Annotated in this window: 6 protein-coding genes; all 6 read right to left on the reverse strand. The window is 30.8% G+C overall.

The window, feature by feature from the left end; translation table 11 throughout:
• Window positions 1-166: 166 nt before the first annotated feature.
• The 6 genes from KEC93_RS23960 to KEC93_RS23985 all read right to left on the reverse strand — a co-directional run bounded on the left by KEC93_RS23960 (window position 167) and on the right by KEC93_RS23985 (window position 23,213).
• Window positions 167-2,284 (reverse strand): methyl-accepting chemotaxis protein, encoded by a 2,118-nt coding sequence (locus tag KEC93_RS23960; protein WP_077868302.1) that lies wholly within the window; start codon window positions 2,282-2,284, stop codon window positions 167-169.
• A 277-nt stretch (window positions 2,285-2,561) separates the two neighbouring features.
• A complete protein-coding gene (locus KEC93_RS23965; RefSeq protein WP_077868301.1) occupies window positions 2,562-4,559 on the reverse strand; it encodes a methyl-accepting chemotaxis protein in 1,998 nt (665 codons plus the stop codon).
• Between the two features lie 409 nt (window positions 4,560-4,968).
• Window positions 4,969-14,250 (reverse strand): glycoside hydrolase family 94 protein, encoded by a 9,282-nt coding sequence (locus KEC93_RS23970; RefSeq protein WP_077868300.1) that lies wholly within the window; start codon window positions 14,248-14,250, stop codon window positions 4,969-4,971.
• 395 nt (window positions 14,251-14,645) lie between these two features.
• Window positions 14,646-19,409: a beta strand repeat-containing protein gene (locus tag KEC93_RS23975; RefSeq protein ID WP_077868299.1), complete on the reverse strand. Its 4,764-nt coding sequence runs from the start codon at window positions 19,407-19,409 to the stop codon at window positions 14,646-14,648.
• Window positions 19,410-20,722: 1,313 nt separating this feature from the next.
• Window positions 20,723-22,009, reverse strand: coding sequence for a M18 family aminopeptidase (locus tag KEC93_RS23980; RefSeq protein ID WP_077868298.1), 1,287 nt, complete (start codon window positions 22,007-22,009; stop codon window positions 20,723-20,725).
• A gap of 148 nt (window positions 22,010-22,157) precedes the next feature.
• Complete coding sequence (locus KEC93_RS23985; RefSeq protein ID WP_023974358.1) at window positions 22,158-23,213, reverse strand: putative phage replisome organizer; 1,056 nt, start codon at window positions 23,211-23,213, stop codon at window positions 22,158-22,160.
• Between the last annotated feature and the right edge of the window lie 602 nt (window positions 23,214-23,815).

A 23,815-nucleotide genomic window follows, 5' to 3' on the forward strand; every position in this document is an offset into this window, starting at 1 on the left:
ATTATTCTATATTCAATCTTTAGTATTTTCAACAGATTTTTTACAGTTTCTACAAAAAGTTTTTACTATTTATCAAGTAATTATTAATAATTTATGTGATATAGCAAATAAATATCAATATTACTACCAGAATAGTAACATGATATCTATTTACATTGAGAATTTATTAAATTTTAAACTTATCAACTTCCATTTCTAAACGTTCAGCTTTTTCTTTCAGTTTTTCCACTTCCTGTGATACTTCTAAAATAGCTTCCGTTTGAGTTTGAATTGATGCCGTTACTTCCTGTGAACATGCTGCTGTTTCTTCTGATATTGCCGCAATATTATTTATTGAATTTACTACTTGTTCATTTTTGTCATTCATTTCTTCAACAAAGCTTCCCATATAATCTATTGCAGTTGTTATTGTATCAGTTGCCTGCGTAATACTATTAAAGGCTTCATTCACTTCGTTTACTGAAACAAATTGATCCATGGATACTTCTTTTACTTTTTTCATATCACTTACACTGCTTAATATATCTTGCTTTATATTTAAAATTATCTCTGCTATATTTTTAGTTGATACTGCTGAATTTTGTGATAATTTTTGAATCTCTGTTGCAACTACCGCAAAACCTTTGCCAGCTTCTCCTGCTCTTGCCGCTTCTATAGATGCATTTAGCGCGAGTAACTGAGTCTGCTCTGCAATCCCCTTTAAAACTCCAAGTATATTTTCTATATTCTTAGATTTATCACTTAGGCTTCCTATATTTCCTTGAGTTTTTTCTACAATGGAAATTGTTGTTTGTGCCTTTTCTTTTAAATCTTGAACCTTGTTAATTCCATTTGCAATTGCTTTAGATGAATTGATTGATTCATTAATCATTAGATTAGTCTTTTCCTCTAACTGATTAAATTCTCCCCTCATGTCTTCTCCAAGTCTTGCACTCTCTTCTGCTCCACTAGCTTGATTAGATGCTCCTTGCGCTATTTCCTGTGATGTAATATTTATATCTCTTGCCACATTAGTTGTTTCCTGAGACTTTTCAGCCAAAATTGCAGAACTCTCTTTCATATCATGAGTCAAATCTTTTGTTTCGATTAATAAAGCAGAAACCTTGCTCATCATCTCATTGAAGCTTTCACCTAATAATTTAATTTCATTTTTCGCTCTAGTAGAAGATTTCACTGTAAAATCACCAGTTGATGCTATAGATAATAAGTTTGATATTTCTATTATAGGCATTGAAATTCTTTTCGACACATACATGATTACTGCAGCTGCTGCAAGTAATATTATTAAGCCTGCGATTAATGAGATTTCTGTTATGTTATTTATAATAGCCTTTGCACTAGATTCCTTTTGAACTGTTATAACTGACCAATTAAGTGAATTTCCATCTAATTTTATGTTCGTATAAGATGCATAGTAATTTTGACCATTTTCTTTATATTTAATGCTACCATCATTTCCAGCCATTAACTGAGCTATGATTTCTTTTAGTCCATCTGATACTTCTATCGGCTCTTCCTTAGGATTTCCCTCTTTGACTCCAGTTGTTCTAGTTTGGTTTTTATAATTATATAATTCTTCAATCACTTCAGTATTCGGATGTGCAACAACAACACCCTCTCCATCTATTATGAAAGAATATCTTCCTGATGCTTCATCTGAATATTCACTTACTACTTCCTGCAATTTTTCTAAATTAATATCAGACCCCATTACTCCAACAAACTTATTATCTTCAACCAAAGGAACAAATATTGAAGTTACTGGATTCTTAGAAGAAGCAGAATAATAAGACTTTGATACAAATGATGATAAAGAGCTTTTTGCTTGTGAAAACCACCATCTGTCTGATCTATCAGCAAGATCCCCTGATGATCTCCCAGTCTGCATTCCTTTTTCATCCTGCATATATAATAATTCAAAATATGGATTTCTGTCTTTAGTTTCTTTAAGTACTTTTTCCTTTGTATCTTTACTTCCCTCTCTTACTTCTGAATTATATGCTAGATCTTCTGTCACTTTATACGCCGTATCCATAAAAGAAGAAACATTTTTTGATATAAGCTTAGATAACATTTCGTTCTTACTATTTATTTCATTATCATAATATTTCGATAAAATAGTGCTTACACATAAAATAATTCCAAGAGTCAGTACAACGGATATTGATAACATTGTGATTAGGAGTTCGCTTTTTATGCTCTTTATTTTCCCAGAGCTATTTTTATCTTTATTATTTGTTTGCTTGTCCATTGTTTTTTCATATTGTTTTCTAATCAATCCCATTTATTTTCTCCCCTTATCAATATTCTTATAAAATAAGTAGTAGTTTTAGAATTATTTTTTACACTATAAAAATTATGTTTATTACAATAAATATACTTATTCTTTTACAAGTTATGCTTATTTTTCATGCATTATTGATAAATTATAACATATAATTACATTTAATCAATGTAAATTGCAAAGATAATTATACTATTCAACTGAAAAGCCCATACATTTCTGTGAAACAAAAATATATAGGCTTTCGGTTAGACTTTTAAATTTCTAATTTTAGACTCTAAACTTTAAATTTATCAATTTCTTTTTTTAATTTTTCAGATAAATGTTGTAATTCTTCTGTATGATGGCTAAATCTATCCATTGTAGCTGTTACTTCTTCTGCTGATGCAGTAACTTCTTCTGTTGATGAAGCTGTTTCTTCAGAAATGGAAGAACTATTTTCTATTTGACTAACAAAAATCTGCTTCTGAATTTGCATATCATCTACTGAATGTTTAACATCAATAACTTTTTCTGTTAAAGTTGTGATCGAAAATAATATATCATTAAATATTGACTCTGTTTTTGTTACAGCTTCGTTTTGCTCTGAATTAATTTTTTTAGTGTTTTCCATTGCTTTAGCTGCAACTTCTGCCTTTGATTGGATTGCTCCTGTTATTGACTTAATCTGTTCTGTAGAATTTTGGGATTCTTCAGCAAGTTTTCTTATTTCTTCAGCTACTACAGCAAATCCTTTACCAGCTTCTCCTGCACGTGCAGCTTCAATAGATGCATTTAATGCTAGTAAATTTGTCTGTTCTGTTATTTCAGATATAGTATCGGACATTGAAATAATCATTTTTACACTTTCATTCATATCTGAGAATATATTTGATACTTTTTCTGTTGCTTCCATTGTTTCACTATTTTTATCTATTAATGTACTTACAGTAATTATTCCTTGTTTGCTAAACCCCTTCGTTTCTTCTGATACTTTATTCATATCCCTTGTGGCATCTGCAATATTATCTAATTTTTTTGATAATTCTCCTACACCAGTAGCAGTATCTTGAGAGCTTTCAGCTAAATTTACAGCTCCCTGTGATATCTCTGAAACAGCTAGCGAAACCTGTGACATAGACGCTGTCGTTTCTTCAGCCATACTTGAAAGGTTAGCTGTAGTCTCAAACACTATGTTAGAAGTTTCTTTTGCACTTTCTAATAATTTACCTATATTTTTTATCATAGAATTATAGTCATTTGCAAGCTGACCAACTTCATCTTTTGATTTAATTTCTATAAATGTTGATAAATCTCCATCTGAAGCCTTGGCAAATACTTCTTTTAATTTTTTAATATTAGTTGCAATTCCTTTACTTAATATCAACGATACAATGACTGAAATTATTAACATTATTAATATTATTATAGAAGTAGTTAATATTATCGATTTTGTGTCGCTTGACAATTCACTTTGTTCTAATGATGCGATTAACTTCCACCCTGTTATTTTATTAGTTGTATATGCCCCAAACTTTTCTGTTCCATTGTAATTATACGTAATAAAGCCGCTATCTCCTGTTTTTGCTTCATTCCAATATGATAATTTTGTAACATCATCTTTTCCAATACTACTTTCATCAGGATGTGCTAACATTATACCATCTGCATCTGTAATAAATAATATTCCTGAATTACCTACCTTTTTTGCTGATATGTGCTCTGAAAGTGCAGTCAATGTTAAATCCATTCCAACAACGCCAACAATTTGATTATCTTTCACAACTGCTTGTACAATTCCTACAACTGTCTTTCCAGTGGCGGCATCTTGATAAGGCTTAGTTATTACAGGCTTCCCTTTTGCTTTTATAGCTTCTTGATACCAAGGTCTTTTAGTTGCATCATAACCTTCTGGCATCTTTGTGTCTGGATATATTGCAAATTTACCTGAAGCAGTACCGTAATATGTATCGAAAATATCCTTATTACTTTCTTTTAAGTTTTTCAATAAATCAGGTATGTAATCAAAATTACTTCCATAATCAACATTCACTAAATTATAATTGTTTGATAACATTGTTACTCTTTCTGTAAATCCAGCAAAATAATTATCTAGTCCACTATTCACTTCAGAAAGCGTTTGCTTACTTGTTAAATTTAATTTTTGGCTAAGTATTGATTTTGACTGGTTATAAGAAAAAACTCCCGCTACAATGAGAGGAATAAAGCAAATTAAAACTAAGCTAATAATTAGTTTTATTCTAATACTATGAAAATTTAATTTTTTGAACAACATTTTTCTCACCCTCCATCTCTTTTTATTAATACAAATAATAAAACCCTTATATAAACTAAAATATTTAGCTTATTATTTTTTACAAAAACAATAAGTTTTTACACATTATTAATTATATCATAATATTTCGAAGAATTATTCGTATTTTTCACTAAAACTTAATGATAATAGGAGGAGTTTGATCATCTTATCTATAAAACTACATTCTTCATCATATACTTCTTAGAAATATAATTTAAAATTTTCTATAAACTAAAACTCTTAATTGAATTAAAGTTCCTAAACAATAAAATTTACTGCATAATATAAGATCAACAAATAATATATTAATTAGTAATAACTTCATATGTATAAAATTAAGCAGCATAGGATAATTTCATATATCTTATGCTGCTCAAAATTTATTGTACTAAAAATACACAAACACATCTAATTTTCCGCGATTTCTCGGAATGATATTATCCTTTATATTCTCACCATTTATAATCACCTTCATATTATTAGTATTTATTATATTCCTTCCTTGCTTGCTAATTCTACTTTCACCATTAATCTCCTCATTTTTATTTCTAATAACTTCACTATTGTTAACTTTATTTTTACTGTTATTCATTTGATTATTATTAACTTCATTAATATTTTCTTGATTTAATCTAGATACTTTTATAATGTAATCTTCTTTTTCATTTGTAATCTTTATTTCAAATTCGTTCCAAGCTTTTGGTATACAAGGATTTATAGCATATCCCTTATCTTGAACCTTTCTAAGTCCCAAGATATTTTCAACGCCAACTCTGTACATCCATCCTGAAGCTCCTGTATACCAACTCCAGCCTCCTCTTCCTGCATGAGGCTCTTTTATATACACGTCCGCTGCCATTACATAAGGTTCTACTTTATATGTCATACACTCTAACTCTGTTTTTGCATGATTTATAGGATTTATCATATTAAAGTAGTTTACCGCTTTATCACCAAGCCCAAGTTTAGTTAAAGCAAGTATAACCCAAACCGCAGCATGAGTATATTGGCCTCCATTTTCTCTTACACCTGGCACATATCCTTTTATATAACCTGGTTCTAACTTAGAATTACTAAATGGTGGTGCAAGCAATAGGATCATTCCCTTATCTTTCTTTACAAGGTTATTATCCACGGCTTCCATTGCTTCAATACTACGTTCCTTCTGTCCTGCACCTGATATAATTGCCCAGCTCTGAGCTAACGAGTCAATTCTGCATTCTGGATTCTCTCTTGAACCAAGAGGTGTACCATCATCAAAGTATGCTCTTCTATACCAGCCGCCATCCCAAGCGTTTTTCTCTAGGTTATCTCGTATAAACTCTCTTCTTTCTTCAAAATGTTCTTTTGTTTGCTTATCGTTTTGTTTATCTGCAATTTCAATAAAACTTTCTAATATTGAATATAGGAACCAGCCAAGCCATACGCTTTCTCCTTTTCCTTCGTTTCCAACAGTACTCATTCCATCATTCCAGTCTCCACTACCCATTAAAGGAATATTATGAATACCAAACTTCAAGCTCTTTTCTATAGCTTTTAAACAATGTTCATATATAGTTCCTTCTTTTGATGATTGATTTACTATTGTATATCTTTCATCTTCACCTTCTCTTAAAGGTTCATCTTCTAAGTACGGAGCACTAGCATTTAAAATTTCGTAATCTCCTGTAGAATTAATATATTCGGCAGTTACATAAGGCAGCCATAATAAATCATCACTAAATCTAGTTCTTATTCCCGAATTAACAACAGGATGCCACCAATGTTGAACATCACCTTCTACATACTGTCTTGAAGCACTTCTTAGTATTTGCGCCTTTGTTATTTCTGGATTTACAAAGCCAAGTGACATAGAATCTTGAAGCTGATCTCTGAATCCATAAGCACCACCACTTTGGTAAAATGCACTTCTGCTTAAATATCTACAACTTAAAGTTTGATATAAAAGCCATCCATTCAAAAGATAATCTAATGACTTATCTGGTGTCTTAACTTGTATATTTCCTAGGAAATTGCTCCAATATTGTTTTACTTTATCTAATTCACTTTCTGCATTTCCAAAAATCTTGTATTTACTTATTAATTCATCTATTTTTTCTTTTTCATCTTGACCAAATAGGATTAGCAGTTCCTTTTTCTCACCTTTTCTTAACATAATGCTTGTTTGTGCTGCTAAACAAGGGTCATAGATCCCACCAGACTTATTGCTTAACCTATTATGTTTTAGAGCCTCAGGACTAAAGATTTCTCCTCCAATACCTAAAAACTCTTTATTGTCCCCAGTGAAACTCAATTCTTTCCCACCTATAATGGTTAAGTAAGCATTTAATTTTCCAAAATATTCACTGTATGGATTATGAGCACCTATAAATTTATTTTTGAATGTAAAATCTTCATTACTATTTTTAATGCTGCTTCCATTTACTACATCTATTGTTTCTTTATAGTGTGATTCATCTCCACCTATATATGTTGAGATATATCTTGAGCTATCATACTCATAAACACCCAAAACAAGTTTTGCATAGTAGAATAGCGAAACACTTCTATCCTCATTACTTAAGTTTTCTAGCGTAACCCTCTGAATTTTTAATCTTTCATTTTTAGGAGCAAAAATTTCTAGCTTTCCTTTTATATTGTATGCTGTATGCCTATATTCAGAGTATCCAAAGCTATGTTTTATTAAATAATCACCTGAATCTCTTACAGGTTTTGGCGTTATTGAAAAATACTCACCAGAGTCATTATCTTTAATATATAATGCTTCTCCTATAGGATCTCTAATATAATCATTACTCCAAGGTGTTATTTTATTTTCTCTAGAATTTCCACACCAAGTATATCCTGATCCTACTTCTGATATATGAAATCCGAAGTCATCATTTGAAATAACATTAATCCAAGGTGCTGGCGTATTTCTGTAATTAGATAGTTTTATTATATAACTATTATCTTTCTTGCAAAATCCACCATAACCATTAAAGAAATCTAAATCTCTTACATCAGGATCTTCATCCGCATCTTTACTATAATTATTAGAATCTTTTGATACATCCAAATCTAAATCAACTAAACTTGAAATTTCTGAGTTATAAACTAACTCTCTTTCCTTCTTACTTTGATTAGATTTCTTATCTATTTCTAATTCATCAATATCATCTTGATCTTCTGGCTCATTAATATTCTTTATTAAATCATGAATATTAATTACTTCTTCATCATTATCATATACTTCATAAGGTATGTTTTCGCCATCTGTATCTTCATTAATATTTTCATTCTTATATTTATCCTTAAACCTTGAATTATTTCTTAAAGCTATACGCGAATCTAATCCCTCATCATCTAAGTCCACATATCTATTAAAATTCTTTTCATTATATGCATATGAACTTAATGGATTATTCTTATCTACATATACTCTAGAAATTCCTATTAGTAAATCCTTAATTTCAGCGTCCATGGTTGCCTTATTGTGAATAAATATTCCACCCGCTTTATTTAAGTAATTACCTACATTGGATGACCTTATTACTTCCATTATGTTTTTTTGAAGTGGTTCATCATAAGAAACTTCTTCATTATTATATATAATTAAATCTAGCTTAACCCCCTTAATTCTTAAGTAATTGTGGAATTTTACCATAGTATATACTAAATTTATGTCTTCTTCATTTTCTATAGACAACATTATAATAGGTAAATCTCCTGAGATTCCATATGCCCACAAATCCTTTTGATGCATTGAAATATTACTAATATATTCTTCTCTATTTTTTCTAGTATTAGTTAGAAAGAAAATTGAGCTTGCAGCACTTTGGAATATATTGGCTATAGCACTTCTTATTCCTAAAGTCTTTAGTTCAAGCTGTGCACTTATGCTATAATTTTTAAATACTCTCTCTAGCTTACTGTTGTCATTGTTATTTCTGCATATTTCAAGTATTTGTTCTTTAGATTCACATATTCCAGTTATATAATAAATTTCCTTCTTGGAGTTAGGCTCTAATCTAATTCTTGTTCTTATACTCATTATAGGATCTAAAACTGTTCCCACAGTATTATCTAAAGCCTTATCATTATCCATAGCTTTTGGATTCTTCAATTCTCTATTTCTTCCTATAAAGTTTATTCTTGAAGTTTCATATGAAATACTTCCTTCTAAGTCTCCATTAACAACCGCCTTATGGAAAATATATGGGATTTTTGCATTCTTAACTCTACCTCTTCTACTTCCTATAAGAACACTTTCCTTTTCATCATATTCTGTTTGAACAAATAAATTAGAAAATGTTGGATGAACTACGTCAGCACTGAATGTAGCTAAAGTCACTTCCATATAGCTTGTTATTTCAATACTTCTTCCATTATCCCCTTTGTTATTTAAAGTTAATTTTCTAACTTCAAAATTTTCTTCTGATGATATTGAAACTTCCATCGAAGTTTCAATGTTACCATCTTTTCTACTAAATTTAGCTTTATCTAGATTAAACTCAACTGAATACTTATCCCCAAGATCTTTACAAGGCTCAAAGGTTGAGCTCCAATATTCATTTGAATTCAAATTCTTTATATAGAAGAACATTCCACTATCATCACTTGTAGAATTTCCCTTCCATCTATAGAGCATAGTATCATTCTTTTTTGAATATCCATTTCCGTTTACTGTTAACATAGATGAATATTCACCATTGCTTAATAGTAATACTTGTGGACTGTCCTGATTTACTTTTTCAAATACTCTTGGAATTAAAACCTCTCCCTCAAAATATCTATTCTTAACAGAAAAATCCTCATTTCTTTCAAAAACAACATTTTGTGGAATTTTCTCTTTTAGTAAAAGTTCTGTAGATTTTATCTCAGGAAGATCGTGAAATCTATTTATCAAAATATCATTACATAGAATATTATCCAAAGCCATAAGTGACATTCCTAAATGATGTACCATATAAGTTGCAACTTTATTGACCTTCTGTGGATAACTTGAGTTATCATAATTGCCCTCATCGTCATTATTCATGTGAATCCTACTGATTTCATCATTCTTATCCACATTATTCACATTATCAACATGCTTATCATTCATATAACTTGTATTTTTATCCTGTGTATTATCCACTATTTTTTCGTAGTTATCCACATAATCCTCATACTTATCCACATTTTGTGTATAATTTTTTCCATTTGTTGAAATATTCTGCTCAAGAAGATCACTTTTAGAAAGTGTCATTATGTACTTATCTTTCCTAGCTTTAGTATAATCTAAAGCTTCTATGAAACCATATCTTCCTAATGCGCCTAACTTTTCAAGTTCTTTAAGATTTTTAATTCCAGAATCTTTATCAAAAGAAATAGCCATTAATGTTGAATATGGAGATATTACAAGATCATCTTCAAGTCCCCGCTTAAGACCAAGTCCAGGCACTCCAAATGCCTTGTATTGGTAATTTTCTGCCGCATCAAATTCATAAAATGCAGATTCTGATATCCCCCAAGGAGACTTCTTTTGTTTTGCAAAGCTTTTTTGCGCCTTTATGACAGACTTATAAGTTTGACTAAGTAAGGTCTTAGGATAATTCCTCATTATTAATGATGGCATAAAATGCTCAAACATAGTTCCACTCCAAGATACTAGTGAATGAGTATGGAATGCGTTAGTCATGGAACGTCCTAGCTTAAACCAATGGGAAGAAGGCACATCATTTTTAGCTATCGCAACAAAAGATGCTATTCTTGACTCAGATGCAAGCAAATCATAATAGGAATTTCCAAGAGAATTTTCCTCTACATTATATCCGATAGAGAATAGTCCTCTAGTTTTATCATAAAGAAAAGTAAAATCCATTTCTTCTGTTATTTTATCAATATCTTGTATTATATTATCTATTTTATCTATGTAATTTTTGAAATTATTTATCTTTTCTCTAAATTTGCCTCTGAAATTATCCCCATTTTTTCTTCTATAATTCTCGCATCTGTGGATTAATTCAACAATATCTGGGACTCCTTCGAAAAATTCCTTACTATATAACTTTTCTATACCTTCAAAAATGAAATTATAATAGCTAATCTTTTTTCTAACCTCACCTATAAGCTTATCAATCCAATATCTTGTTTCTTCACTCTCAAGTTTTAATTCGCCTATACTGTTTTCCTCTTCATCACTTAAGTTATTTTCATTATTCATATTATTATTTTCCGACTTAAGTTTCTGCTTTAGACTGATTATCTGCTCTGTTTCCTTTAAATCTTGAAGTTTAAAGGAAATTTCATTTAATACATTTATATATTCTCCAATATTAATATGTGAAGAAAATTTAAGCTTTAAATTAGGGGCTTCATCTTCAATTATTTTGTAAATATCATTCAAAGATGTAACTTCTTTTACTCTTATAACTTTATTATGTTTAAGCTCTTCCATAGACCTCTTTAGTACCCATAAGTTACCTAGAAGATTTCCACTATCAACTGTTGATACATATCTAGGCCATAAAGGTTCTTTTGTTTTTGTATCATACCAATTTAGATAATGACCATTAACCTTTTGAAGAGTTTTCATGCTATTTAATATGAGTTCTATTCTGTCAACAAACTCTGCCATAGTTATATATCCCAAGTCATATGCAGCAATGCTTGAAGTAATCCCCATGCCTATATTAGTTGGAGAGGTTCTATGTGCAACTCCCTTAAATGGCTTTTCCTGATAGTTATCTGGAGCTAGGTAGTTGTTTTCTTCATTAACAAAATCCTCATAATAAGCATATATTCTTCTAGAAATTTTTCTTAAGTAAGTTTTTTCTTCATTCTTTAAAGTATTCTTCTTGTGTTCTGGACGTTTAATACTTATGGTATAAGCCATATAAGGGCTAACTATCCATAATGCCGCAACTACTACACTATAAGTAACTACTCCTAACGAACTATAAAATGATAAGTATAGTACAAGCAGACCCATTATAGGAGCAATCCACATTCTCTTTAAATAATTAATAAAATTATTCCTTGAGTTTTTTTCTACAAGTTCTGCTGACTGCCATTCTAAAAGATTTTTCTTAGAAAACATTACTCTATATAGTGTTACTATTATGGCATCAAGCATCAAAAAAGCTTGATAAGGAATAAAGCTTACTATTAGCACTATCTGCTCTAGCGTTTTAAATGCTCCCATTAATTTATTTTTAGGTGTTACAACAAAATCTGTTACCACAAATACTAATGGAGTTATTAAAGCTAAGAAGGCGAGAAGTGCAACCTGACTTCTTCCAAATAAAACAGTGAGAGATAATATAAGAGCAAGAAGTAAATTAGGTGCTAATAAACTTCTTCTTAGGTTATCAAATATCTTCCACTTATATAATAAATTTATTTTATTTGAAAATAACCATCCTATTAGCTGCCAGTCACCTCTAACCCATCTATGCAATCTTTTGCAGCTAGATTCATAAAATGCTGGATATCCATCAATAAATTCCACATCACTTAATAATCCACATCTTGCAATACCACCCTCAAGCAAATCATGACTTAAGACTGTATCATCTTTTATAGAATTACTTAACACTTTATAAAATTCATCTATACATATTATTCCTTTACCAGTAAAGGACCCTTCTCCAAATAAATCTTGATAAGTATCAGAATAAGCGACGGAATATCCATCAACTCCTTCTTCTCCTCCAAATACTTTTGAAAAATAAGTTTGATTCTTAGCTTCTAGGCTAATGCTCACCTTAGGCTGCATTATTCCATATCCTCTTGCGACTATATTGCCTTTTATATGAGGAATATTAAGAATATGGCTCATAGCCCCTACAAGTTTAAAAGCACTTTCCCTAGGCATAAAAGTATCTTCATCTAATGTAATTAGATACTTAACTTGTTTCAGTTCTTGAATATCCGAGCTAAAAACATTATAAGTATGATTCTTACCACCTCTAATAAGAGCCATAAATTCCATTAACTTTCCACGTTTTCTTTCTCTGCCCATGAATACATTTTGCTTCTTATTATAAATTCTCTTTCTACTAAAGAAAAAGAATCTATTTTCACTAACTCCTTGGTCGTTTTTAAAGTCATCGGAATATTTCTCATTTAAATCTCTAGCATATTGAACTCCTGATTTAATTATCTCAACATCTTCCGGAGAAGTCTCATGCTCAGAATCATGAAAATCACTTAGCAAAGCAAAATAAATATTCTTATCCTTATTTCCGCAATATGCTACTTCTAATTTATTCATAAGTTCTTTAACTTTGTCTTTAGAATTTACTATAGCTGGTATTACAACCACAGTTTTATTTCCTTTAGGAATTCCTGAACTAAAATTTAATTTTGGAATTAATCTAATATCAACAACTTTACCCACAGTATAATTCGTAAGTCCAATTATTATTTCGTTCACTGGAATTAATATTATAAGGAACGAAATTACGTACTGTACCAAAGTGTATCTAACACCTAATAAGCTGCTTATTAATAAAATAAGAAAACTTATTAAGAGTGTTCCAAAAATATTGCATGCTACATACGTATTTGCAGATATAGTTGTTTTTATATTATTTCCATATTTCTTTAACTCGTTTATTCCCTCATCAATTAGGTAATATCCAATATGGCGTTTATAATTTTCTTCTTTATTATTTTTACTATTTCTTGCAAGCTCTAGAATATTACTAGCTAAAGTAATTTCGTCTGCGTTTGATATTCTAGCCATCTTTTCGAGCTTATGCCTATAATAATCCTTAGATTCAAAATCCATGCTATTATAAATATCTGCCGGATCATTTTTAAGTATTTTTTCAACAAAAGAAGTTTCTTCAAATAATCTTCTCCAGCTTATTCCTTCAATTTTTCTAATAAAGGTTATGTATTCTCCAATATTTCTTTCTAAAACTTCTTCTCTTAAATCACTTCTAATATTATTTTTATCTAAATCCGAATTTACTTTCCATTTAGACTCTACAAGATCATTTATTCTTGGATCTTCTATAGAATTATCTCTTAATACACTAAAAAATTCTCTTAAAAATAAAGGTCCAATATTTTTCCCAACATTAATACTTCCTATTTTTTCTTCAAATTTATTGTTGTTAATTGCATCTATTATCTTTTCAGCTATATCTCTTCCTCTTATGATTTCTTTTTGAATATCAACAAGTTCATTAGTATACTTAGATAAATTTATTATTATAGCTATTTTAAGCATTAATGGGAATGCCCACAATTCTCCTGTAGTGAAAATTTTCTCTTTATTATTAAAATTTCCGTTTTCAATATCGCCTTGAAGTCCGTTTATATATGATATAAGTTTATCACAATCAATCTCATTCCCGTTATTTATATAGTCCTTTGCCACTACAAAAATGCGTGGAATAAGTTCCCTATTTTCATTATCTTCATTTGTATTGTTATCTTTATTTCTATTGTAATTAACATTACCTATAGAAGATAGTCCCTGAAAATAATCTATAGGCATCTCAATCTTTATCGCTTTGTACTCTTTTTCTATTAAGTATATATTATCAAGAAGCCATTCAGATGCCCCAAGCACTTTATATCCGTTCTTAGATAATTTGCTAAAGTACCTAAAATTTTCATGGATGCAAGAAAATCCATCAGCTAACTCTTTTAAAACATTCTTTCTTACTCCATAAGAATTATTTCTCCTCAAGTAAAAAACTCCCTTCTTACTATTGGTATATTCAAAAAAACAATAAGTTAATATGATAATCTATTTATCTTTATACTTTATAAATATAACTTCCCAAAAGTACCTCGCTATGAGGAAATCATACTTTTTATCTAAATATAAACACATAACTTTCATTATTTATTATTTTCTTTCATACACCTAACATTAATAACAATTACCCAACGGAGATATTTTTACCAAAATTATAAAAAGTATTCTTAAATTCAAATGTTATCTGCCGGAATAAAAAAATTATAAAAGATTTAACTACATTCTAATTTCATAAATAAGAAAAAAAAAGATGACTTCTGCTTAATGCAGAAATCATCCTTTTAAATAGTATGTTTTAAAAATATATTGACAGATATATAGTTTTAGTTGTTAATCCAAGCTCCACTTGTATCTAATCTATAACCGTCAATCTCAGTGTCGCCTGCCATACTGCCGTCAGAATATAAGTAGTACCAACTGCCATCCACATATGTCCAGCCTGTTGCCATAGCTCCATTGCTCTTTAAGAAATACCACTTACCATCAATGAATTTCCATCCTGTTTCCATATAGCCTAAAGCACCATAGCTTCTACCGTCGCATAAGTAGTACCACGTACCATTACTATCTTTAAACCAACCAGTGTCCATTCTTCCATCTCTGCCCAAGTGGAACCATTGTCCTACTGTATCTTTTCCATCATATACCCAGTCCCCACTTTCAGACTTGTACCATCCGGTTATCATAGTTCCAGCATTGTCAAAGAAATACCAATAACCATTATCTAATTTCCAACCAGTTTGATTGTTTTTGTTAAGTTTTACTATTGTAAAATCACTAAATTTATTTACTGTAAACTTAATTCCAAAGACTCCTGCTGCATATTCAACTACTTGACCTTTTTCAAGAACCTTTTCTCCATCGCTATGTTCAATGAATACCCCAAGATCATTCAAGAAAGCTTGTCTTTCAGTTGCATCAGTTGGAAGAGTAATTCCTTTTAGCGGTAATACAATATCTACAGCCCTTTGACTCATATTTGTTTCTATAGTCATTGGTGTTCCTAATACTTGTACGCCATTATTTCCTGATACAGCTTTTATTATAGCTTGTTGATTTGCTGTTGTCTTGATTTCTGTCTGCCTTGTTTCATCCTTTATTGGAACTAATCTGAAATACAAATCTCCATTTAATTGTCCACTTTGTGCTAAACCTTGAACAGATTCTTTTGGTAATGAAACTATAGCACCACCTGTTTCTATTTGTAAATTTACATTTCCACTTGAAAGCGCTGTTAGTGTTTCTTTAGGTATATTAACCTTAGTTTCAGATACATCATTATCTGTATCTGTAGCAACTATTCTTGCTGTATCTTTTCCTTCACTCGTTAATGCACCTACTGTTTCTTTAGCTTTATCAGGTGTATAAGTTACAATATCCTTTTTAGTTCCATCACTTGCTGTTGTTCTTTCAATTACAGTTTTTGATATTGAAGTGTCACTTTTTCCGTCTGTAACCTTCACTGTAATTTTTTCTGTAGAACTTGTATTGCTACTAGATGTTGATGAGCTACTGTGACCTGATGAACCTGAACTACCACTTGATGAATTCCCTGAAATCTTTGATGTAATCTTTTCAAAAGTTTTATCTATATAAGATACTACTAATTTAATATATTTACCTATATCGCTACTGATCAACTTGTAAGTTGATCCTTCACCAACTAGTGTTCCATTATCAGCATCATTGCCTGATATTCTATACCATTTATATGTTACTGCTGAAGATGTAGTTACACTTAAGCCATTTTCATCTATTAAAAGAGCTTCTAAAGTATTATCTACTTTTTGATTTCCGCTAATTCTTACAGCTGCTGGTGTTGTTGTATCAGTATCATTAGGTAAATCAATTTCAAATTCTGCACTTACGCTTATATCATCATGTACATTAGTATCCATTCTACTTGCATTAGTTTTTCCATCACTCCAGTTTACGAAATGATAACCTGTATCAGGTACTGCTGTAACTGTAGTTCCATCAGATCCTTCATCCACCGTCTGCGATAAATCCCCCTCAATTGTTCCACCTGCTTCTGCTGTATAGTTAAGGGTGTATGTTACTGCTGCTGATGTCATTACTGTTATTGTTGCTGTTCCTTTTTTACTTGTATCAAATGTTGATGTCGCTGTTATTGTATAATCTCCTGGTGCTGCATCTGATGCTACTGTTACTAAACCATTTGAATCTACTGTTACTTTTCCGCTTGCATCACCGCTTGACCACGTTACTGTTTCTGCTGCTCCCCCAACTGCAATTACTGTTTTTATCAATTGTTTATTTTCGCCTTGTACTATACTTGCAGTTGTCGGATCTACTGCAACACTATTTACTGCTGGCGCCACTGGCGCTGCGCTTACTGTTATTGTTGCTGTTCCTTTTTTGCTTGAATCAAATGTTGATGTCGCTGTTATTGTATAATCTCCCGGTGCAGCATCTGATGCTACAGTTACTAAACCATTTGAATCTACTGTCACTTTTCCGCTTGCATCACTGCTTGACCACGTTACTGTTTCTGCTGCCCCTCCTACTGCAATTACTGTTTTTGTCAATTGTTTATTTTCACCTTGTACTATACTTGCAGTTGTCGGATCTACTGCAACACTATTTACTGCTGGCGCCACTGGCGCTGCGGTTACTGTTATTGTTGCTGTTCCTTTTTTGCTTGTATCAAATGTTGATGTTGCTGTTATTGTATAATCTCCTGGCGCCGCATCTGATGCTACAATTACTAATCCTGTTTCATCTACTGTCACTTTTCCGCTTGCATCACTGCTTGACCACGTTACTGTTTCTGCTGCCCCTCCTACTGCAATTACTGTTTTTGTCAATTGTTTATTTTCACCCTGTACTATACTTGCAGTTGTCAGATCTACTGCAACACTATTTACTGCTGGCGCCACTGGCGCTGCGGTTACTGTTATTGTTGCTGTTCCTTTTTTGCTTGTATCAAATGTTGATGTCGCTGTTATTATATAATCTCCTGGCGCAGCATCTGATGCTACAGTTACTAATCCTGTTTCATCTACTGTCACTTTTCCGCTTGCATCACTGCTTGACCACGTTACTGTTTCTGCTGCTCCGCCTACTGCATTTACTGTTGATTCTAATTGTTTAGTTTGCCCTTGTACTACGCTTGCAGTTTCAGGACTTACCGAAACACTATTTATTGCTGCCGCTGGCGTTACTGTTATTGTCGCTGTTCCTTTTTTGCTTGTATCAAATGTTGATGTCGCTGTTATTGTATAATCTCCCGGTGCAGCATCTGATGCTACAGTTACTAATCCTGTTTCATCTACTGTCACTTTTCCGCTTGCATCACTGCTTGACCACGTTACTGTTTCTGCTGCTCCCCCAACTGCAATTACTGTTTTTGTCAATTGTTTATTTTCACCTTGTACTATACTTGCAGTTGTCGGATCTACTGCAACACTATTTACTGCTGGCACCACTGGCGCTGCGGTTACTGTTATTGTTGCTGTTCCTTTTTTGCTTGTATCAAATGTTGATGTCGCTGTTATTGTATAATCTCCCGGCGCAGCATCTGATGCTACAGTTACTAATCCCGTTTCATCTACTGTCACTTTTCCGCTTACATCACTGCTTGACCACGTTACTGCTTCTGCTGCTCCACCTACTGCATTTACTGTTGATTCTAATTGTTTAGTTTGCCCTTGTACTACGCTTGAAGTTTCAGGACTTACCGAAACACTATTTATTGCTGCCGCTGGCGTTACTGTTATTGTCGCTGTTCCTGTCTTACTTGTATCAAATGTTGATGTTGCTGTTATTGTATAATCTCCTGGCGCAGCATCTGATGCTACAGTTACTAATCCTGTTTCATCTACTGTTACTTTTCCGCTTGCATCACCGCTTGACCACATTACTGTTTCTGCTGCTCCACCTACTGCATTTACTGTTGATCCTAATTGTTTATTTTGCCCTTGTACTACACTTGCAGTTTCAGGACTTACTGAAACACTATTTATCACCGCTTGCGTTATATTTACAGTCACTGTTCCAATTGCTTGAGTCTCAACTCCACCCGAGGATATATTTAATTGTATTTCATACACTCCATTATTTATACTACCGCTAGGTGTGACCACTGCACTTAATGAATTTGTTGCATGAGATGCAATGGTATCACTTTCCTTTTGTAACTGAACACTCCATCCATCAATATTAGATATAGAATAAGTGACATCTTGTGAATTATTACTAGAATTAGTTACATTAAATGTTAAAGTAACAGGACCCCCTACCGTTATTCCATTATCAGCTGATGCTGTTATTGAAGAAGCTATAAAGCTTTCAATTGCACTGACTTTCCATGTTGAATTCGCAGCCAATGAGCTAGTATTCCATTCCAATGCATACCCGTTATCTGTGTTTACATTATCATCAATAGTATTACTGAGTGTCTCACCACCACAAACTTCGTTAGCTACAATATCATATTCTTGAGATGTATAAGAATTAGGTGTGGTTATTCCTTGCATTCCTAATCTTTGAGTAACACCATTATCTGTTTTAGTTACACCAATAGTATGAGTGGGAGCGTCCCAAAATCCTGCCCCATTATCACCACCATTAAGATAAGTATCTTCTCCTCGTAAAAAGTGTATATTATTTATTAATGATCCACTTATATTATTGAATGACCAATCAAGTTTTATATACTGAGAATTTAAAGAAGGTAACGTTACTTTTTGTGTAACTTCAATTAATCCTGCATCCCAAACAGTAGTAACCGAATTACTGTCTGCTGTTTGAGTTTTAACTGCAGCTAAGATAGAATTTATATTCCCTCCATTATCTGCCGTATAATATCCACCTATAGTGTATAGCTGCCCATCAACATTTAATACTGCTCCAGATGGTGCATAATATTGTTGCTGAAAGTCACTTCCATTATATTTTTCTACATAAATTTCTCCAGTACCATCAATTGTAACTTTCAAAGACCCGTTACTTGTTTGCCCCCCAATTACATATGATGATAATGCATAAACTTTTTTGGTTGGCAATAATATTGTAAAAATCATTACAACGACTACCACCCAACTTAAAATTCTTTTTTGTTCCAAGAAATACCCCTCCTCATAAATTAATTTTACCTTTTTAAATTTAATAAATCCCCCTCCTCATTAAATTAGCTTTAATTTTCAAAGCTTTAAATCCATAAATTTTATACGTCTTTATAAATATATTTTTGAAGAATCTTTATCACTAAAACTTGAATTCTATGAGAAAAAATCTAATCTTACTGATAGATATCCTTACTAACTAAAGTTAATATTATAATCCCAATACCGAATTTTGAATATTTAATTATCTATGACATGTTCAAAAATAGAAATTTAGCAAAATCTAAGTTCTATATAAAATGAGAAAAAAACTTAGAGGTGAATATTATGGCACACAAGCGTTATGAAATATCTGGTTAATTATGAAATCAAATAAAGGATTTATTCCAGGTGCAAAAGCTTGACATCCTTCGATGAATAATATGGTGATGTGATGTTTAACGCAATTTTATCGTTCTCACGAAGCAAAGCTGCATCGTTTGACCGACCAGAACGCTTGTATTTATGAAAAACAGTATATATAGACAGTCTTGTAAATAGTATAGGACAATTATTTTTTCAGATATGCCTTAATTATTTAATTATTATTATTATATTACATAATATTACCTAATTTCAATATTTACAACAAATATTACTTTATTCATTTTATAGATTTTCAGATATAACTATAATTATTTTAAATAAATTATGAAATTTACACTAAAAAGTTCTCTTTTAACTTTTAATTACCGGAATAAACTTTTCTTTACATAATATATGTGAATGTTTTGATATATTTTTAAATAAAAACATATCAAAACACAAAAAATATATATTTTGTAAATTGCAAAATTCAAGAATATAACTTGAGAAAACATTCCCACTAATATAAATCCAAAAGATTAGATGTATTAAAATCAGACACTGTAGTGGAGCAATCAAAAAACGACTAATGATAGGGAAAATTTAAAATTCAAAGAAATGCCTTAATTACTTAGTTAACAATATCTTGTTTGAAGATGAATCGATGATTAGAACTAATGTTCTAAAATTAAATATTTTTTCAACCTTATTTAAAATTTTTCGGTAATAGAATATTAACTAAGTCTTTAGATCTGCTATTTCCCCAATATCCTTTAATTCAGATTTAGAGCTTGATAAATAATTTAATATTTACCATGCATTATAACTTGTGGTTTCACCAGAATAATATTCATTTTACCAATTCTTTTTATATTATTAAGTTATTACTTTAAACTCATTCTAAATAACAAAATAGAGCCTACTCAAATTATATTTTATTGAGTAAGGCTCTATTTTTTTAAATTCTATTAATTAAAAAACTCAGTAAATGCTTTAATTGTATATTCATTATCCTTTACAGTAGCTAATTCTCTTATTGAATGCATACTTAGTAGTGGCGCTCCCATATCTATTACTGGTATATTTAATTTTGATGCAGTAATAGGTCCAATGGTTGTTCCCCCTCTTAAATCTGATCTATTTACAAATACTTGGCATGGAACTTCAGTTTTTTCACAGATTCCTTTGAAGACAGCACTTGCATAACTATCAGTTGAATAACTTCCACCTGCTGCAATTTTAAGTACAGGCCCTTTTCCAAGCATAGGCTTATTTGTAGGATCACATTTTTCAACATAGTTTGGATGTATTGCATGAGCTAAGTCTGCTGATATCATTATTGAGTTGCTTAATGCTCTCTTGAAACTTTCTCTATCTTTTTCAAGACCCAAAGTTATTCTCTCTAAAATATTTTCTAAAATTGATGAATTTGCACCTTGGGATGTTAAGCTTCCTATTTCCTCATTATCTAAAGCTACTAATACCTTCGTTGCTTTAATTTCATTACTGCTTATTAAAGCTTTTAATCCTGCAAATACCATCCATAAATCATCTAGTCTTCCGCATGATATAAATTCATCATTTAAGCCAATTAGCATACCTTCTGCATACTCATATAAAAACAAATCGAAATCTAATATATCGCTAGAATCTACCTTTAAAGTTTCTGCTATTAAATTAATTAAATAATTATCCTTTTCTAGCTTATCTTCAACTATTGTAAGCATTGGTAAAGTATCTTTTTGCTTATTATATTCATAGCCCTCATTCACGCTTCTATTCATATGTATTGCTAAGTTAGGAATAATTAAGATTGGCTTATTTACATCCAATAATTCAACTCTTGGACTGAATGGATTTTCTCCTTTTAAAGTTACTCTTCCTGCTACGCTTAAAGGTCTATCAAACCAAGTACTTAGTATTGGCCCTCCATATACTTCAGTATTTAATTTCACATAATGTCCTTCAACTTTCATTTCTGGATTTGGCTTTATTCTAAATCCTGGTGAATCAGTATGTGCTCCTATTAATCTGAACCCATCTTTTTCAATATCACCATTTCCTATTTCAAAGGCAATTAATGCAGAGTTATTTTTTATAATATAGTGTTTACTACCTTTTTTTAACTCCCATTTATCTTCTTCTTTAATTTCTGTATAACCTTGCTTATCTAAGATATTTTTAATTTCATAAGTACTTTGAAAAGCCGTCTTACCCTTATTTATAAAATCTAATAATTCTTGCGCATTATTCATATAGTTATTATCTCTCCCTACATAAATTAAATTTTTCTCGTAAAACATTAAACAATATTAAATTCACTTTTAATATTATATACCTTTTTAGAAAATAATGCATATTTTATATGTGTGATTATCTAGAAAATTTTATATTAGATAATACCTACATAGTAAATGCCATAACTACTTTTTCATCTTTTCCAAGCGTCACATCTCCTGAACAAAGTTCAACTATTTCTTCATCATCGTCACTTAAATTTATCTCGTTAATGTCGCTTTTATTATTGGATTTTTTTCTGCCCTTACTATTCTTCTTTTTCACATAGATTGGTATGCTTGACTGTGCATTATTTTCGCAGGAATTTTTTTCTGTTTCTAAGCTGATATTCATATTGGCATCGTTATTGTCATAAATGCTATTGCTATCTATCACATCTGCATTTCTAGTATTATCTATATAGTCTATGTTTTCATTATTATCTTTATTATTAGTAGAATCTATACTAGCATTTATAGTATCACTATTCTGAGTTCTTTCAGCAATTATGATATTACTATTATTTTTATTACTATTTGCAAAGCTTTCATTTTCTGCATTACCTTTAGTCACAAATTCAGAATCTATGCTAGTAGAATTTTCATTATATTTATTACAACTGTTAATATTATTATCATCATTATTGTTTTCATTTATCTCTTCCTTTGTAATCATAGTACTCTTATCTTCGATTTTAGCAGTTTTATTTCTAACAATTTCATCAATACTTTTATATCCACTACTTTTTGAATTAACACCCATTAGATTTTCTCTATCTTTAATTTTAGGCTCATCCATTTTGTGACTAGAATCATTTTCTTTTACTACATTATCTTTAATTTCAGTACTCTTATTTATTTTAATATTTTGATGCTTAGCAAAATTCTTTACTTTATAGATTTTATCTTCAGTAAACTCAATCATTTCTAAATCCATTAAAACCTTCATAGCTAATTTCACTCGTTCAATATCTCTATTAAATTCTATAGCGATGGTTTCCATTGTGTATGGAATATTTCTAGACAAAAATAATTCTCCTTCTAAATTTACCTTACCAGCTAAAACAATAAGTCTAATCCAAATATACTGAATAAGATCTCTTTCATTCATTGTATCTATTATTTTAGATTTAGTATCATCATACATATCAACTCTTAATTTAACAAATTTTCTTTCTTTCATCTTTAACACTCTCCCATTTAAATTAGTCTTCTATATGGAATATATGTATAAAAATGAACAATTACATAATTTCTCTAAAATTTTTTATATTTTTTTAGAAATAATTTTATTCCATGGGTAAAATACATCTAAATTTTAATTTGGATCTAATTCATATAGATAAACAATATATAACTTAGACTTATGCAATAACCTGCCGAAAGTAAAAACATTGTTATTTCACAGGGCTATGAAAATTTCGCTGAAAGTACTAAATTGCAGGTTGCACTACTAATGCTTGCTCCCAATTTCATTGTGACAAGCATTAGTTGAACAACCTACAATTAAGAGCTTTTAACAGCTCATTTTCAATGCCTGCTGCATAAAAATGTTTCTACTTTCTAATATGGTATTTACTGCAAAGTATAAATCAAATTCTTAAGTTGTTTATCTATATAGATAACCCAACTAAGACCTTAACTTATGTATATAACTCGCCGAAATGAATAATATACTTTTGTTCCAGTTTCTAGGTAATTCTGATGGGTGATTCTAAGGCTATAAAGTTGCACCCAAAGTTCTAGCCTCAAAGAACAAGCTTTGAACTAGCACATTTGGAACAA

Source organism: Clostridium beijerinckii (assembly GCF_018223745.1).
In the GTDB taxonomy this organism is placed as follows: domain Bacteria; phylum Bacillota; class Clostridia; order Clostridiales; family Clostridiaceae; genus Clostridium; species Clostridium beijerinckii.